Below are 15469 nucleotides of genomic sequence, written 5' to 3' on the forward strand. Positions count from 1 at the left end.
TGCATCAGCCGGCTTCTTTCCCGTCTTTTCATCTTTACCTCTAGGTTTGGGTCCAGGCTTCGCTCGCCTCAACCGGACTTTCTGCTTAAAAAGCGTATAAAGCATGGATATTAAGCTGTGATTTACTTGAAAACGGTGCGCGTCACTGGACACATTAAGGCGAGGTGCCGAGCAGGAGGATATACTTACCAGCCCACATCCAACCCCACTGATGGTCGATTGGCTGGAAATGGCCAGATAGGGCCTCCTCAAAAAGCCCGTACTGACAACACTTCTACAGGATACCTCATTCTTTAAAATACGCGAAAAAGCGTATCAAAGATTTTTTCCTCAGATAGGGTGGTAAATAGTTACTAAAAAAGAGTAGAATAGAAAACCTCTCTCTATTTTTTGGTATACCAAGATTTTGAGCATGCCAATCGCCCTGTGGACCGTAAGGCTCTGGAGCCTGACCCATCATGCCCAACCATCCCCCGCATCTTCGACTGCTTAGCCATAACAAAGGGCGGGTTGACGCCACACCCCATGAGCAGCAGCGGGTGCGTATTGGCGACCGCGCCTTAAACTTGCACGCCATTGAGGCGTTAGAACCCCTAGCGGGCGTGGCGCAACTGCTCTGGCAACAACCCTTTTTACATACCGAAACGTTTGATCGGCTGCTAACCTGGATGGCGCGTGAGGATGCCATCTCTTTGCAGGTGGTGGTGGGCGAGCCATTGGCGGGCAAAAGCCGTATGGCAGCAGAGCTATGCAAACGGGTCTCTGATCAATGGTGTTGCGGTTTTTGGCAGAGTGACGGCGGGCAAAAGGGTAAGGACCGTCCTCTCTCGGTGCAGATGGATCGTCCCACCTTAATTGTGGTGGATGAGGCCCCCGAACAGGCTGAGGCGTTGGGGGGGTGGCTCTGTGCGTTGGCTCGCCATCCCGATCAGGTGCCCCACCGGTTGCGGGTACTGTTTTTGGCTGACCATGGAGACCCTACCTGGGGTTGGTGGCGAGATCTGCTAGAGAGCGCGGGTCGGGCCCGCCTGCATTTAAGCCAGTTTTTCGACTACAGCCATGGCGCCACGTTGACGTCGTTTTTGGCAAAACCATCGCATCGTTTTCAGTTTTTAAAATCTTTGCTTGCCCACTATAACCCCAACCTCTCTTTGGGCAGTTACCGTACCGGCTTACCCTGGATTAACGCCCTGGCGCATCGGGATTGGTGCGAAGACCCCCTCTACCTGTGGATGGTGGCGTTTGTGGTGGCGCACACACCCAACAACGATGATACCTTGTTGGAAACGCTGTTGGCACCGGAACCCCTTGCAGTTGAGCGCGCCATGGGGGCGATGCTGGGCTTGCAGGTGCAGCGCCAGATGGAGGGTGAATGGGCAACGGCACTGCTGCCTATGGTGCTGTTTAATACCCTCTGCCATGGGTTAGATGCCCAAACCCTGAGCCAGCAAATGGCACCTTTGGCGTTAGATCTGGGGGTGGATGGGGATCGCTTGCGCATGCTGGCGCAACGCCTGCGCTACGGTGTGCAGGACTATTACGCTTGGCCGATTGCCGGGGATGGCGGCATCCCCCCGCTGGGGCCAGAGCCGCTGGCGGTCGCTTTTATTAGCACCCATTTGTTGGAACTTCCCCTCCCGTTGCAGCAGCAACTGCTTGTGGCCACCACGGCGGTTGGAGGCAAATGGCCGTTGTTGCAGTTGATCCATTGTCTGCATGGCGAGAGTGACGATCATCGTTTTAACCAATTGGTGCAGCGTATTGAAGAGCGGATCTTGGATGACCGCCTGCCCCTGAATGATTTGATGGATTTGGTCGATAGTATGCCCTCGGGTTTTGGCCCGGTTAGTGAGTTGGAGCAGACCATCCTAAACCATTTGGTCGAACGGTTGGATGCAGTGGTGCAGGGGGTGGTAAGCCATGCCTATTATCCGGCCCTGGGCCACTATTGCAACATGCTCTCCTACGTGCTCAGCTATCTGCAACGGTTTGAGCAAGCCCTTACATTTGCCCAGCGTTCGGTGCATATCTTTGAGGCTCTGGTGGAGGAGGCGGCAGATATTTTTGAACCCGACCTCGCCGACGCTTTAAGCTCTTGTGGTTTACGGTTGGAGGAGTTGGAGCAGATAGAACAAGCGGTGGAGATGAAGGAGCAGGCCCGCTTGCTGTTTGAATCGTTAGCCCTTCGTGATGCCGAGACGTTTACCGCCAGTTGGGCGCGCGCCCTCAACAGTTTGGGGGTGAGCCTGGGGACGCTGCAAGACCATAGTGGGGCGATTCAAAGCTGCACCCAATCCCTTTCTCTGTTTGAGCGGCTGGCGAAAATTCATCCCCGGCAGTTTGCGGGTGACTATGCCGCGGCGCTGAATAATACCAGCAATGTGCTCAAAGAGGCCGGTCAGTTAAAAGAGGCTTTGCAGTGGGTGAGTAAGGCGGCGGATGTGTTTGATGGTCTCTATAAGCGCGACCCTCAGCTCCATGGTGCCAATGTGGTTAAAGCCCACAGTAACCGTACTTTCTTGCTGGCTGAGTTGGGCCATGATGATGAAGCTTTGGCCGAAGGCAACCGCGCCCTCACCCTTACCCGTGAGATGATGGAACGGGAGCCAGAGCTGTATCGTCCGTTTATGGCCGAGCTGTGTGAACAGTTTAGTAAGCCACTCCAGCGACTTGGCCAGCATGAACTCAGTAGTACGTTGTTACAGGAGGCGGTGAGCCTCTACCGGGAATTGGCCGCCCAAGAGCCCCTTTACTATGAAGAGCGCTTAGCCGCTGCGATTTATCAATTGGCAGACAGCAATTTTGAGCGGGGTGATCAAACCCTGGCGTTGCAAAGCGTCAGCGAGGCGGTGGCGCTGTTTGAGCGATTGGCCCAACGGCAACCCCGAGAGTTTAACCCCTTATTGGTTATGGCGTTGCATAATCAAAGTGTGGGGTTGGCCAATCAGGGGCAGATTCACCAAGCGATTCGTGCTATGCGGCGCACGGTGGGTCTGTATGGGGTGTTGGAGTTGGGGGATGAAGAGTATCTTCCCGCGCATGTGCAGGCGTTGGATAGCCTAGGCCTGTTTTTGCGGGATGCTGGTCGAAGCCGTGAGGCGGCCAAAGTGTGTGGCGAGGCGATGGTACAGCTCCTCTCCGGTTATGCCCAATTACAAGAGCAGGAGCTCGATCGCATCGCTCCCCAAGTGTGTCGTAACCGCTGGCTGCTGTGTCAGGAAGTGGGCAACCGGGCGGGCGCACTGGAAGCACTGCAAAATTTGCGTGATATCCTGATGCGGCAAGTGGTGCGCAACCAAGAGGTTGATGATGCCGCTGCGCTGCTGGAGAGCTGGGAGGCCCAGATTAAAAGCCTCGTCGAGGATAACCGCATGGAGCAGGCTGAGCAGCTGGTAACCCAGGGGCAGATGTGGTTTGCGGCCCAACAGCAGCAGCCCGGTGCGGTTAAGTTAAGGTCGTTGTGGGTGATCGCGCTGGGGCGTATGGCGCTTATTCGAGCGCAGCTCTTGGTGGCAGGCGGGGCCAAAGACGAGGCTATGGCCTCTGCGGCATTGGGGCTGCAACTTATTGATGGGCTGTATGAGAGCGACCATATGGCGTTTGGTGCCAATATGGGCCAGGGCTACTGCGAGGCTTCGGATTGTGCCCGTCATTTGGATTTGCCCCAGCAGGCCCTGAGCTACCGGCAGGCTGCGGTTAAGGTATTTGAAAAGCTGGTCTTGGCGGGTCAGCAACACTTTATGCCCACTTTAGCCACCGAACGGCTCAATGTGGCAACCTTGCTGGGGCGTGAGGATGAGCGTCTGGAAGAGGCTTGTGGTGAATTAACAAAAACGCTACTGCTGTGGCCCCAGTGTGCGGGGCAGCAGCCCCAAACGCTGGAGCCCCTATGGGTGCGCACCTTGGAGCTGTTGGCGATGGTGCAGCATCGCTTGGGGGATCATGCGGGGCGTTATGAGACCCTGACTGAGCTGGTTGAACAGTTGCAAAAGATGCAATATGTGGAAAATCATCAACAACTTTCGGCCCGTATGACGCTGGCGGAGTGTCTGCTTGAGCGTTTTGAAAGCCAGCCCGAGTTGGATGCCGCGCAGCGTTTGGGGGCGTTGCAGAGGGTGCTCTCCCCCTTACAGGGGCGCACGGTAGAGCCCCACGGGGTAAAATTGGGGGAACTGCTGGCGCGGATGGCCGAAATGGCCTTTGAGGTGGATGATTTTAAACAGAGCGAAAGTTTGGCGCTCTGGGGAGAATCGCTGTTTCAAGGGCATGTGGAGCCTTTGTTGGAGCTGCGCCTGTATGTGCGACGGGCCCGTAATTTTCAGCGGTTGGCCCAATATCTGGTGCAGGAAAAGCAGTATAGTCGGGCACTAAACATGGCCCAAAAAGCGGTGGAGATCTGCGTGCCACTGCTTAAACAGGAGGGCGATTTACAGGTGATACGCCCCTTTGTGGCGGTTAACCATCACCAGTATGCGGTGTGTCTGATGTTGGTCGGCCAATATGGTGCGGTTGAACCCATAGCCAAACAGGCGCTTATGCTTATGTATGAAGCCTTTCTGGAGCAGCCAGAGAGCCTGCACCAAGGTCTGCTTAGCCTGCTGCACAGCTATGAAAATCTGCTGCTGCGCAGTCAGGGGATGCCCCTGGAAAAAGTGCGCAGTCAAACTTGGATTTTGCCGGTTTATGCGGCCTTAGAGCAGCATAAACCCCGGCCTTCCTCCTGGGCTAAACGGATGTGGCAGCGCCTGTTTGGGCGTTTTAGCCATCCATAAGTTGCGCCGCCCATCCCCTTTTCGGTAGGTTGCATCGCGGCGTAAGCGCAATCTCCCCCGTATTCAATCAAGCCTATTCTTCCGCCCCCCTTTTTTTGGTCTGCAAGGGTGCCACCGCGTTGCCCCGTTTTTCGTTAGCGTGAATCGCCACCCTGCTTAGCTCGGTTAATCCTTACGCTCAGAGCCGATACGATCCCACCACAGCGAGCGGAGGCTGGCGCTAAGGGGCCGTCAAGCTTAGCTCGGGGGCTAGGGTAGGGGCGCTCTGGGCGGTGCTGGCTTGGCCTTGGGCGTCGAACACCACCGAGAGAGGGTATTGGGTCTGGCTCCATTTGCCGCGCAACAGATTTTCGCTGCTATCCCCTGCAAAGAGCAGATGCCCATAGGCCCCATAATGGGGTAACTTGCGGATGAGGGCGTCAATCTGGTCCGCCTGGGGGCTAAGCCAAGCGATGGGTTGCTTGCCCTGGCGGGTAACGGTCACGACACTGTGTTTGGCCAGTTCGTAGGGTTTACCAGCCAGGGTGATCTGGTTGTGAACCACCTCAACCCCTTGGTTGCGCAGGGGGGCTAGGGCTTGCTCACGGAAGCGGTTGTGCTGCCCTAAGATCCACAAGGCTTGATCAGTGGGTAGATTGGTTAACTGGTCATCCTGCACGCTGCTCAACCCCCAGGCATGCACCAGTCGGCGCAGGGCTTGTTGCTCCGCTAAGGGGCCCTTACTGGGGAGCACCGCTAGGATGTGGGGATGCCCAAACAGTGCGCTAAGGGTAGGGGGAATCTCCCCGGCGTGCAGTGTACGGAAAAGGTCGAAGGCAGGGTCAATATCCAACCGCTCAGGGCGGCTGGAAAAGTAGCGTGAAACCGTTTGGTTAAGGCGCTGCATGGGAATAACCAAGGGTTGGGGCTGGCTCTCTCCTTGCAAAGTGACTTGGAGGGGAACTTGAAGCTGGTAGGGCGCTCCAGGCTGTTTTTGCAGCAGGGTAAAATTCAGACGCCAACCACGGCCATCGGGCTGGATGCTGGTCGCTTCCAGCTCCAATTCAGGGGCTCCGGCGCGTTGCGTCCATTGGGTGAAAAAGGGGCGCAAATCCATGCTAGAGATTTGCTCAAAAGTACGGCGTAAATCGGCGTAACTGGCGGCTTTAAAGCGGTACTGCTGGTAAAAACTGCGCAATCCCTGGATAAACATCTTATCCCCCAAATGGCGCCGTAACATATGGAAAAACATCAAACCCTTACCATAACCAATGGCTTGGCTTGCCCCATCGTGACGGCTGGTAAAATGGGTGAGGGGAAAATCGTTTTCACGGCGCACAAAGCCGGCATATTTGCTGAGGGTGGTATGGCGATAGAGTACCCCTTGGTGATTATGTTCTTGTAGCAGATAGTCGGCCATATAGGCGGTGAGTCCCTCGCTCCAGTTGCCTTGGGCATAATCCACAAACACGCCGTTGCCCCACCAATTGTGCAAAATCTCATGGGGGTAGCTGGAGGTGCGGATAAAGGGTAGCCGAATGACTTGCGATCCCAGCAGGGTAAAAGAGGGCATACCGTAGCCGGTTTCCCAAAAATTTTCGGCCAGCACAAATTTATCGTAGCTGTATGGGCCAATCAGATCTTCATAGAGGTTAATATAGTCTAGGGTGTCTTGCAGATAGCTTTGGGCCAAGGGCTCGTCGGCTTGACGCAGCAGCACAGCCAGCAGCAGGGGCTGTTGACCATGGCGGGTCGTGACCTGTTTTTTGTAGCGGTGCCACTGCCCCGCATGGAGATAGATCGCTTCGGTGGGGTGCGGGGCCTCCCACACATCCACCATACGGTCACGCTCCTGGGTGTGGCTGAGCGGTTTGCCCTGACTGAGACTGCGCCAGCCTTGGGGCATAATGACGGTGAGACGAAAATGGTTAAGCGCACCTTCAAAATAGGGTACCCAACCGGTGCCACCCCCTAAAAACACCCCTTCTTCACCAATGCCCCCGGTGGAGATGGTCGCCCCACCCCGATAACCGGAGACTGGCTGCTGCATGGTGCTCTCAATTTTGCCACTGTAGCGCAGGATTAATTGGGGAATGGGCGCTTTTTCTTGTTTTTCCTGCTCGTTTGGCAGGTAAGGAGCGAGCTGGTAAGTGTGAAAGCCGCCCTGCTGAGTGGGGTCCACCACCCGCGCCATATCCGTCATGGTGCGTCCCTCCATGGCGGAAATTTGCAGTTTGTCTGAGAGCAAAAAACTTAATTTTTGCGACTGCCAAGCCTCGGGCAGGCGTATGGCATCCCGTACCTCAATATGGTGGCGGTCAGGGTAGAGGGTGACAATCAGCTCGTGATGAATCAGCGGCTGCTCGGCGTGGGCAAGCTGGATGGGTAGCAGTAAGCAGAGCGCTGTGAGCAGAGCAAAGCAATGGTTTGTCAGTGGTTGGCATGTTAGCATCGGTTAGAAAACCCATGAAGTTCAAACGGCAAAGAGTAGTGCCAAGTGTACCAAATGTGCCGAACAGGACAATGGAACCTAAAAAAAATCACCATTATTCCTGCCCCGTCTACGATGATTGCTCAATGCTCGTTAGAAAGTATCCATATTTTCCATAGGTTAGTTTTTTTATGGCGTCACCCTCTAGCCCTAAATCACTGTTTTATCCTAGCTGGGTCCATAAACCAACCGCTAGGGTGTGTAAATGCTTGTCTAATTCTGTGTAACTGGTAAAAATGGTGCTCGGTGATACAAGGTGCCTCTAAGCATAAAGGTCGTGTGATGAAAAAAACAAAATATCAAGGTGAATCATACGATCAGCTCCACCTGTTTTATGGGGTCGGCTATGAATCCGTCGCTTATGTGCTGGAAGATTGCTGGGTCTACACCATGCAGCATGATGATATTATCATCTCGCCAGACTATCCCAACGATGCGCTCTATGTGCTGTTAGAGGGGCAGGCGCGGGTCCATTTGGGGGGAATCCAGACCGAACCCTTGTTGATTTTGGAAACCGGTTCCTGCGTTGGTGAGCTCTCTATCATTGATCAAGGGCGGGCGTCGGCCTATGTCCTTGCCGAGGGTGCCACCAAACTGCTCAGCATTGATGAAAGTCGGGTATGGTCTTTAATTCACTCATCCCATACCCTTGCATGTAATTTATTGAATATACTCTCTAAACGTATGCGCAATAATAATCGGGTGATTATTGAGGGGTCGGAGCGACAGCGTAAGTTAGAAACCTTTGCCAAGGTGGATCCCCTCACCGGTATCTACAACCGGCGTTGGTTTGATGAGAGCATGCAGCGGCAGATGCGGCGGGTCGAGCACAGCCAAAACCCGCTCTCTTTAATCATGCTGGATGTAGACCACTTTAAACGCTACAACGATACCCACGGTCACCAAGGGGGGGATGAGGCGCTCATTGCACTGGCGCATACCATCAGCCTGCATCTACGCCCTGGTGATATTGCTGCCCGTTACGGTGGTGAAGAGTTTGCTGTGGTGCTGCCCGATACCGATGCGGTATCGGGGCGTATGATCGCCGAGCGACTGCGTACTGCGGTGGAGGCGCTGGAAATTAAGGATGATGAGGGCAACTCTCTTTCCGGCATTACCATATCATTAGGGGTGGCGCAAACCAGCGGCACCGTGGATAGCGTGAGTGAACTCATCGCCACCGCCGATGCCGCGCTCTACCAAGCCAAGAATCAGGGCCGTAACCGGGTGGTGGTGGGCGACTGATCCGGCCCCTTGGCTCAGGATCAGCGCCGCACCCGGTGGCATGGCCCGCGTGCAGGGCATGAGCGGCTCAGCCCGCCGCCTTGGACTCCAGCACATCCCAGCGGTGATATTTATCTTCCAATTCTGCCTCCAGCTTGGCCAACCGCTCGGTGGCTTGATTGGCCTGCTCCACGTTTTCCCGCAGATGCATGGCCGGGTCGGCAAGCAGCGCCTCTAATGCCGCTTTTTCCCCTTCCAACTGCTCAATCTCGGCAGGCAAGGTCTCCAATGCCCGTTGATCTTTATAGGTGAGCTTAACCGCCTTTTTGGTGCTCTTTTGCGGCGAGGCGGGCTTGAGGCTGGGTTTGCTCTCCACGGCGACGGCAGGGCGCTGTTCTAACCAGTCATCATAGCCGCCTGGGTACTCCTTAACCAAGGCATCCCCTTCAAATACGAGGGTGGAGGAGACCACATTGTTAAGGAACTCCCGATCATGGCTCACCACCAATACAGTGCCATTAAAATTGACCACGTGGGACTCTAACAACTCCAGAGTTTCGGCATCCAGATCATTGGTCGGCTCGTCCAATACCAACATGTTGGCGGGCTGGGCAAACAGTTTGGCCAGCAGCAGTCGATTGCGCTCCCCACCCGACAGCACAGAAACCGGTGAGCGGGCCCGCTCTGGGGAAAAGAGAAAATCTTGTAAATAGCCGATAACATGGCGATTTTCTCCGTTCACATCAAGGCGATCACGACCATTGGCAACGCTATCCTGCACCGTAGCATTGGGGTCTAGACTGGCGCGATGCTGGTCAAAATAGGCAATCTCCAAGCGGGTACCCAGTTTGAGCTCACCGCTTTGGGGCTTTAATTTGCCCAATAGCAGATTAAGTAGGGTGGTTTTACCACAGCCATTGGGCCCCACAATGCCCACTTTATCGCCACGGATAAGGGTGGTGGTAAGATCCCGGATGTAAGGGGTATCGGCATAGCTAAAGCCAACCTTATCGCACTCCACCACCAGACGACCGGAACGGGAGGCCTCCTGAATGGAGATTTTGGCGCTACCGGAGAGCTCACGCCGGGCGCGGCGCTCTAAACGCAGCGCTTGCAGCGCCCGTACACGACCCTCATTGCGGGTGCGCCGGGCTTTTATGCCCTGACGAATCCACGCCTCCTCTTGGGCCAACTTTTTATCAAAGCGGGCGTTCTGTTTCTCTTCGACCAGCAGCAGATCGGCCTTGCCCTGTAGGTAGGCATCATAATTCCCAGGCCAACTGGTCAGTTGGCCACGGTCCAGCTCCACAATGCGGGTCGCTAAGGCGCGTAAAAAGCGGCGGTCGTGGGTAATAAACAGCAGGGTGCCCCGGTAGCTTTTTAAAAAGCTTTCTAACCACTCAATGGAGGGAATATCTAGGTGGTTGGTGGGCTCATCCAGCAGCAGTAAATCGGGTTGAGAGACCACCGCACGGGCCATCAAGGCGCGCCGTTTGAGCCCGCCCGAGAGGTTGGCAAATAGCTGATCGCCATCCAGATTGAGCCGGGAGAGGGCCGATTCAATCTGCTGTTGACCATTCCACCCCTGAGGGGTGGCATCCAGTTGGTCATGCAGTGTGTGCATGGCCTCGACATCTCCCGACAGCATGGCGTGGTGGTAGCGGGCAATCAGTTCGCCGGTTTCCCCCAGCCCCTGGGCCACAATGTCAAATACGCTGCCCTCCAGGGCACCGGGCACATCTTGGATCATGCGGGCCACCTTTAAGCCCTTCGCCAAGGCGACCTCGCCATCATCGGGTAGTACCTCCCCCGCCACGACTTTAAACAGGGTGGTTTTGCCGCTACCATTGCGACCGACCAAACATACCCGTTCGCCCGATTCAATGGTAAAATCCACGCCGTCAAGCAGAAGCGGGCCACCGTAGCCCAAGCGAATCTTTTTCAGATCCAGAAGCGCCATTGCAGTATACTCAAGTAGTGTATGACAGTCGCTTTAAGCGCCCGCCACGTGAATGAAGGGGAGTTCCATGTCCGATCCAACCTTATGGTTGCTCTGTACCGCGCTGGTAGGGCTGCTCTGGTACTATCAAATGCAGGCCCGTGAGCGGGCCGTGCGTACCGCCTATCAGGTGTGTCAAGAGATGGGAGCCTCCCTGCTGGATGGTGCAGCCTATCTCACCAGTATGCGCCTGGAACGGCACCCGCAACGGCTGGCCTTACAGATCCGCCGGGTCTACGGGTTTCGCTACAGCTTGGGGGATGGGCTCTCCCACGAGGGGGTTATCATACAGGTTGGCGAGCAGTTGCAACAGGTGATGTTGCAACCCCACGCAGAAGATTCTTTACCACCCACTTTTCCATGCTCTTAAAAACTGGTGTAACAAGATGAAAACAAAAACGATAACAGCGAACGACCTGGAATCGCGCTTGCTCTATCGCGATGGTCTTTTGCTTATTATCAATAAACCGGCGGGTATTCCCGTGCATGCCGGACCCGGTGGCGGTGCCAATTTAGAGGCGTTGTTTGGTGGTTTGCGCTTTGGGCTGCCCAAAGCGCCTGCCTTAGCACATCGGCTGGACCGTGACACCAGTGGCTGTCTGGTTTTGGGTCGCCATGCTAAAGCATTAAGCAAGTTAGGCAAACTCTTTAGCCAAGGGAAGGTGCAAAAAACCTACTGGGCGGTGGTGCAGGGGGGACCGCCGCAAGCGCAGGGCAGTATGGATTTTCCTCTGTATAAAATCAGCACCGCGCAACAGGGCTGGCGTATGGTGGTGGACCCAGAGCAAGGCAAGTCATCTCTTACCCTCTATCGGGTGTTGGGGCGTAGCGCCACCCATAGCTGGTTGGAGCTTACCCCTAAAACGGGACGTACCCACCAAATCCGCGTGCATTGCGCCCATGTGGGCTTGCCTATCGAGGGGGACCTCCAGTATGGCGCGGCCCCCAGTGAGCCGCAGCTTACCCTGCATCTGCACGCACGACAGATTATTTTGCCCATCTCCGCCAGTAAAGCGCCCATCAATGTCAGCGCACCGCCCCCCCGCGCCATGCGGGGTTTGTTGGAGCAGTGTGGCTACCGGGCTGAAGCGTGGCCCTCTACCCGTTTTGAGCCCCATACTCGGGCTGACGAAACCGGGCATGGGGCCGCATAGCTGCGGGGTGCTCTGTAAATCCCCCCATAAATAGGCTTGTTTTCGGTTGGCGCTAGGGTGCGAGTGTTAAGGGTGGTCCCGGTATTGCATTCATGTCGCTAGGTGTATCCCATATGTTGCTTTGGCAAGGGCATGATGGGGGGAGACGCCTCCGTCTGGTGGCCCACTCTTAGGTACGAGGCTTTGTGATGTCCTTAGCGATGACGCGTGAGGTAGAGATGCCCTTTTGGAAGCGTCTGCTATCTTTCTATCTGGTTCTGCTGTTAATCTTTTTAACCGCCGTGCCCTTGTTGATGATCGTGCTCTATTGGGAAACCGATTTTAGCCTGAGCATCCTGCCGGTATTGATCAGTTTTGCCTTGCAGGGCGGCTTGATGGTCTTTCTGTTCGCCCTGTTTGAGTGGCGCTCTACCCGTCAGAGGATGGTGAATGACAAGTTGACACTGCGCCATTTTTTGGCGGCCATGCTGGACCATGCCCTCTACCGGGCCCAGGGTAATGTGGGGGTCGATCCTACCGAACCGGTCACCTTGGATCTAAAAATTGCCAATGCCAAGGATCTGGATGTCGATGCGGTCAAGAGCATTCAAAGCATGATTAAACGCCGTAAAGATACCATGAACCAGATGGCCGCTGTGGCTGCGCAAATTGATTTTGAGCATCTGGAACTCTGGCTGGCCATTACCGATATTATGCAAGCCTTGGTGATGACCGAAGATGAAGAGCAGGCGGCTCAAGCGGTCATGGAGTTGGTGACGGTGCTGCACCAGTTTGACGAGTTGGAAATTGATTGACACGACCAAGCTGTTTACCACAAAAAAAGGCCAGGAGCGATCTGCTCCTGGCCTTTTTTTGTGGTGCAAAGGGGGGGCGGTTTACCCTTCTTGCTCACAGCGTAGGATAATTCCCGCCATAGGGGGAACATTAAGCACCAACGATTGAAGCTGGTTCATCCAAGGGTAGGGTTCGGTTAGTAACTGGCTCATACCATTGCCATAGTTGCTGCCCCCATAGTGGCCTGAGTCGGCATTGAAGATCTCTTTATAAAGACCTGGGCGGGGTACGCCGATGCGATAATTGTCTCGGGGGATGGGGGTAAAGTTGAGCAGTACCACCACCTCACCCTCGCTGGATTTACGCTGAAAGCTAATAATGGATTGGTCACTGTCGTGACAGTCGATCCACTGAAAGCCATCGGGGGTGAAGTCCCGCTCGTGCAGGGCGGTTTCCTTGCAATAGAGCAGGTTAAGATCCTTGACCAGTTGTTGTAAACCCTTGTGAAAAGTGTGCTCCAGCAGTTCCCACGGTAGGGCTTGGCTAAAGTTCCACTCCTGGCTTTGACCAAATTCGCATCCCATAAACAGCAGCTTTTTCCCCGGATGGGTAAACATGTAGGTGTAAAGAAGGCGCAGGTTAGCAAACCGCTGCCACTCATCCCCCGGCATTTTGCCCAGCATAGAGGCTTTGCCGTGTACCACCTCATCATGGGAAAAAGGCAGGGTGAAGTTTTCTGAAAACGCATAATAAAGGCTGAAGGTCAGATTATCATGGTGATATTTTCGGTGGATGGGATCCTTGCTGAAATAGCTCAAGGTATCGTTCATCCAGCCCATATTCCACTTCATGTTAAAACCCAATCCGCCCAACTCAGGGGGACGGGTAACTTGTGGCCAAGCTGTGGACTCTTCAGCGATCATCAACACGCCGGGGCAGTCATGGTGAACCGCCTGGTTAAGTTCGCGTAAAAAGGTGATCGCTTCCAGATTTTCCCGGCCACCATATTTGTTGGGCAACCAATCCTCGCGGGAGTAGTCCAGGTAGAGCATGGAGGCTACGGCATCGACCCGTAGACCATCCAGATGGTAGCGGGTGAGCATGTGTAGGGCGCTGGATATAAGGAAAGATTTGACCTCAAGACGGCCAAAATTAAAAATCAGCGTATCCCAATCCTGATGCTCCCCAAGGCGGGGGTCTTGATGTTCATACAGGGCTGTGCCATCAAACTGCCCCAAACCGTGGGCATCTTTAGGAAAATGCGCCGGCACCCAGTCTAGGATAACCCCAATATTGGCGCCGTGCAGTTGGTCCACCATAGCGCGAAAATCATCCCCATCGCCAAAGCGGGAGGTGACGGCAAAATAACCGGTACTTTGGTAGCCCCAGGAGCCATCAAAGGGGTGTTCATTGATGGGCATCAGTTCCACATGGGTAAAGCCCATTTCGCTACAGTAGCGGGCCAAGCGTTTGCCGAGCTCCCGATAGTTGGGAAAGGGGTCCGTGGCAGCATCGAGCCAGGAACCTAAGTGTACCTCGTAAATGCTAATGGGTTTTTTTTGCCAATTAAAGCGGCTGCGAGCACGCATCCACACCTCATCATGCCAGGGGTAGTTGCTCGGTTCTGTGATGATCGAGGCATTTTCTGGGCGTAGTTGATGAGCATGGCCGTAGGGGTCGCTTTTGAGCAGCAAGGCACCGTTGGTGGTACGAATTTCATATTTATAATGTTCGCCCCGTTTCAGCGCGGGGATAAAGATCTCCCAAATGCCGCTATCTTGGTGCAGGCGCATGGGGTGGATACGGCCATCCCATTGGTTGAAATCCCCCACCACACTTACCCGTTGGGCATTGGGGGCCCAAACGGCAAAACAGACCCCACGAATGCCCTCCACCTCCATACGGTGAGCGCCTAAAAACTGGCCGGCATGGTGGTGGGTGCCCTCATTAAAGAGATGGCGGTCCAGATCACCAATCATCGGTGGCATGCTGTAGGGGTCATGAAATTCGGTTTGGCTGCCGTGGGCATCCACTCGGCGCAAACGATAATGGTAGGGCAGTGCGCGTCCATCACCACACCAATGGAACAGATCGCTGTCCGGTATGCGCGTCATTTCCTGACCGATATTGGTTAAAAATAGCCGCTCTGTGCGGGGGCTGAGCACAGTGACGGCCACCTGTCCATCGGGCTGGTCGTGGCGACCGAGCACGGCAAAGGGATCAGCGGAGAAACCAGATTGCAGTTCCTGGATCTGTTGAGGGTCCAAATTCATACGCGGCTCCAAATAAGACAGCAGCACTATTTTAGCATAAACGCCTATGTTGCCGGGTGGGGGTGTCGCAAGCAAGCGGGATTCGTTGGTGCAGTGATTTTTTTATAGAGTCATGGGGCGATCAGATTAAAAACGTGTATCTATACTTGCTAAGGGCTGTGTGGCCGGGGCCTTTAGGGGTGGGGATGCGGGCTGATTTTTGGGCAGTGAGCGGATCGCTTATGCAACGGCTCCCATAAACCGATAGAGTAGGTTCGTGCCGTGGTGGTGCCACTCTACCCAGAAGGAAGCCAAAGATGAGCCGACCCAGTTGGGATATTCATTGGATGCGCGTTGCCAAATTGGCGGCAGAGATGAGCACCTGTGCATCGGGCCGGCGGGTTGGCGCGGTGTTTGTGCGGGATAAGCGGCTGCTTGCCACCGGTTTTAATGGGGTGCCCAGTGGTTATCCACACCCCACCAGCTGTGCGCGGCGCGAGGCTGGGGTGCCCAGCGGTCAGGGCTTGGGGTTATGTGTCTGCGCCCATGCCGAGGCCAATGGTATTGCCAATGCCGGGCGACACGGTATTAAACTGGAGGGGTGTCGGGTCTATGTAACCACCCATCCCTGTGGTGCATGCATGGGGGCGCTGGCGAATATTGGGGTAAAAGAGGTCTTTTATGCCGAGGCCTATGATGATCCACGGGCTAAAGATATTGCCGACTATGCGGGCATTGTCCTGCACCATATCCAAGATTGGCAAACAGCCGAGATGACAACGCCAGAAGAGCTGACTGAGGCCGGGTGCAAGCGTTGCTAAGGG

At 55.0% G+C, this 15469-nt stretch carries 9 protein-coding genes; 6 read left to right on the plus strand and 3 right to left on the minus strand.

What is annotated here, in order from left to right; genetic code table 11:
* Positions 1-458 precede the first annotated feature (458 nt).
* Positions 459-4772: a hypothetical protein gene (locus MMC1_RS07080; protein WP_011713049.1), complete on the plus strand. Its 4314-nt coding sequence runs from the start codon at positions 459-461 to the stop codon at positions 4770-4772.
* A 220-nt stretch (positions 4773-4992) separates the two neighbouring features.
* Here MMC1_RS07080 and MMC1_RS07085 read toward each other — a convergent pair whose 3' ends face one another.
* Positions 4993-7203 (minus strand): M1 family metallopeptidase, encoded by a 2211-nt coding sequence (locus MMC1_RS07085; protein WP_011713050.1) that lies wholly within the window; start codon positions 7201-7203, stop codon positions 4993-4995.
* Positions 7204-7524: 321 nt separating this feature from the next.
* Between MMC1_RS07085 and MMC1_RS07090 the strand changes: the two genes are divergently transcribed.
* A complete protein-coding gene (locus tag MMC1_RS07090) occupies positions 7525-8487 on the plus strand; it encodes a GGDEF domain-containing protein (protein ID WP_011713051.1) in 963 nt (320 codons plus the stop codon).
* A 67-nt stretch (positions 8488-8554) separates the two neighbouring features.
* On the opposite strand, the gene MMC1_RS07095 is transcribed toward MMC1_RS07090, so the two are convergent.
* A complete protein-coding gene (locus MMC1_RS07095) occupies positions 8555-10426 on the minus strand; it encodes an ATP-binding cassette domain-containing protein (RefSeq protein ID WP_011713052.1) in 1872 nt (623 codons plus the stop codon).
* A gap of 67 nt (positions 10427-10493) precedes the next feature.
* On the opposite strand from MMC1_RS07095, the gene MMC1_RS07100 reads away from it, so the two are divergent.
* From MMC1_RS07100 to MMC1_RS07110, 3 genes are all read left to right on the plus strand, one after another.
* A complete protein-coding gene (locus MMC1_RS07100) occupies positions 10494-10835 on the plus strand; it encodes a DUF3301 domain-containing protein (protein ID WP_011713053.1) in 342 nt (113 codons plus the stop codon).
* 16 nt (positions 10836-10851) lie between these two features.
* Complete coding sequence (locus tag MMC1_RS07105) at positions 10852-11619, plus strand: RluA family pseudouridine synthase (RefSeq protein ID WP_011713054.1); 768 nt, start codon at positions 10852-10854, stop codon at positions 11617-11619.
* Positions 11620-11807: 188 nt separating this feature from the next.
* The gene (locus MMC1_RS07110; RefSeq protein ID WP_011713055.1) at positions 11808-12413 is read left to right on the plus strand and encodes a hypothetical protein; all 606 of its coding nucleotides are present in this window, start codon (positions 11808-11810) and stop codon (positions 12411-12413) included.
* Between the two features lie 81 nt (positions 12414-12494).
* On the opposite strand, the gene glgB is transcribed toward MMC1_RS07110, so the two are convergent.
* The gene (gene glgB / locus MMC1_RS07115) at positions 12495-14666 is read right to left on the minus strand and encodes a 1,4-alpha-glucan branching protein GlgB (RefSeq protein ID WP_011713056.1); all 2172 of its coding nucleotides are present in this window, start codon (positions 14664-14666) and stop codon (positions 12495-12497) included.
* A gap of 296 nt (positions 14667-14962) precedes the next feature.
* On the opposite strand from glgB, the gene MMC1_RS07120 reads away from it, so the two are divergent.
* Entirely contained in the window at positions 14963-15466 is a 504-nt protein-coding gene (locus MMC1_RS07120) for a deoxycytidylate deaminase (protein WP_011713057.1), read from the plus strand.
* Positions 15467-15469: the final 3 nt, after the last annotated feature.

Origin of the sequence: Magnetococcus marinus MC-1, assembly GCF_000014865.1 — a bacterium.
GTDB lineage: Bacteria > Pseudomonadota > Magnetococcia > Magnetococcales > Magnetococcaceae > Magnetococcus > Magnetococcus marinus.